Origin of the sequence: Limnospira sp. PMC 1279.21 (assembly GCF_032349615.1) — a bacterium.
GTDB lineage: Bacteria > Cyanobacteriota > Cyanobacteriia > Cyanobacteriales > Microcoleaceae > Limnospira > Limnospira fusiformis.
Genome location: NZ_JARPLU010000638.1, coordinates 1 through 213 on the forward strand (window position 1 = coordinate 1; position 213 = coordinate 213).

The window sequence follows — 213 nt, forward strand, 5'->3', positions numbered from 1 at the left end:
CCAAGGGGTGGAAGTACCACTAGGAGGTTATTTCAGGCATTGCAGCCCTATTTCACTCCTAAACGTCTCGCACGCTATATCAGCGTCCAACACATAGTAATCACTATGATTGATACATAGATAAATTCGTGCTATTGCATCTTGGGCTGAACGTCCAGGACGGAACCCATAGCTTGTGCCTTCAAATCTCGATTCCCATTCAGGTTCGAGAGA

At 46.0% G+C, this 213-nt stretch carries 1 pseudogene; it reads right to left on the reverse strand.

From position 1 onward, the window contains the following. Positions 1-27 precede the first annotated feature (27 nt). Positions 28-213 (reverse strand): annotated as a pseudogene (locus tag P5683_RS26320) (reverse transcriptase); the annotation flags it as partial.